We start from the raw sequence: 1656 nt of genomic DNA on the forward strand, positions 1-1656 counted from the left end.
GTGTTATGCAGGCGTTATAACCTCAAGAGGAAATCATGGAATTAGAGACTTTTGAACATAAGGACTATGATCAGCTTACTGCCTGGATAGATAGCGAAAAACTTTGTTATTTGTGGGGCGGGCCAGCCTATAAATATCCTCTTACTCATGAACAAATTGAAATTCATTGTAAGCAGCTACAGGTGTTCCCATTTCTATTTACTGTTGAGAATAATCCGGTTGGTTTTGTGGAGCTTTACCAAGTTTCAGTTAATGAATTTCGTATCTGTCGCGTATTTATCTCACCTGAATATCGAGGCCAGAATTTAGCTCAAACCATGTTACAGCTACTTATTGAAAAGGCTCAGGTTAATTACAAAGCTAATTTACTGACATTAGGTGTTTTCAGCCACAATAAATCAGCTATTTCATGTTACGAAAAACTGGGGTTTGTAGAATTTGAGCAGGTAACTAATAGCTTATCATTTGATGGTGAGAGTTGGGATTTGTCACGCATGGAAAAACGGTTATAACAAATGCATCAACACGATTTGCTACACTCGGCGTTGTCAGTTTGTCTTTAGTTTCAGTGATTAAGGCAGTAAAATTCAACTAAGTCTGCATGGTAGCAAACGTGTTATGCAGGCGTTATGTGTACAATAAAGTATAGAGGTATAAAAATTGAGTACGGAAGTGATAGCTTCACCAGCAATTGTTCGAATTCTTAGAAATGAATTCTTTTTGTGGTTAGTTTTGGCGTGTTTTATTGCTGGTCGTTTTCTAATTAGTTTATATGGATTGTCTCCTAAGTTTCTGCTGCAAGCAGTTAATGAATACTACTTTGATATTTTAATGGGTATAACAACTATGGTTTTCCCGTTACTATTTCTACAAATATTTGGGGTTATGCCTTTTGAGGCTCTAAGAAATAGAAAAATTAAGCCTAAAGCAGACTCTGTTCAAATCAGAGGTGATGGGAATGTAATCCACATAGCTGAACCTACTTCAAATGAAAATATAAAAGCTAGTGATTTATCTACTCAGGTATACTTACATCAGCTTGTTGAAGAAGCAGGTAATCTTTCGAAAAAAATCTACAATCGCTCAGGTGTTTATCTACTTTTCGGCATATTGATAGCGTTCAGTGGGATAATTTATTTTTCGATTTCTCCAGTTAGCATTCCAGATGAAGCAACTCTAACCGAGTCCATAATTACACTTGCACCTCGATTTGGAATTTTGTTTTTCATCGAATTCATTGCATTCTTTTTTCTTAAGCAGTATCGCTCAGCAATGGATGAGTTTAGGCATTACGATAGCTTGAAACGTAATAGAGAGTCACAATTAGCGATTCTTCTTATGGCTAGTGAAAGCTTTAAGGAAGATAACTTTGGTAAGGTTGTCCATGAAATGTCTTTCTTCAATAAGCAAGGAGTACTTGCTCAGGGAGAAACTACGGAGTTATTAGAAGCTTCAAAATTAAATAACAGTGAATTAGATGCACTCAAAACATTGGCTCAAGATACGATCAAAGCAGCTACACCTAAATAGTACACATAACAAAGCAATCAACACGATTTATTACATTCGGCGTTGTAGGTTTGTCTTTGGTTTAGCTGTTTAAGGCAGTAAAATTCAGCTAAATCGTCGTAGTAATAAACGTGTTATTGCGGCGTT

Annotated in this window: 2 protein-coding genes; both read left to right on the forward strand. The window is 36.2% G+C overall.

Annotation, left to right across the window (positions count from 1 at the left end):
* Positions 1 to 35: 35 nt before the first annotated feature.
* Complete coding sequence (locus A6E04_RS20645; RefSeq protein WP_065612274.1) at positions 36 to 512, forward strand: GNAT family N-acetyltransferase; 477 nt, start codon at positions 36 to 38, stop codon at positions 510 to 512.
* A 148-nt stretch (positions 513 to 660) separates the two neighbouring features.
* Positions 661 to 1530 (forward strand): hypothetical protein, encoded by an 870-nt coding sequence (locus tag A6E04_RS20650; protein WP_139078909.1) that lies wholly within the window; start codon positions 661 to 663, stop codon positions 1528 to 1530.
* Positions 1531 to 1656: the final 126 nt, after the last annotated feature.

It is taken from the genome of Aliivibrio logei (assembly GCF_001691055.1).
GTDB lineage: Bacteria > Pseudomonadota > Gammaproteobacteria > Enterobacterales > Vibrionaceae > Aliivibrio > Aliivibrio salmonicida.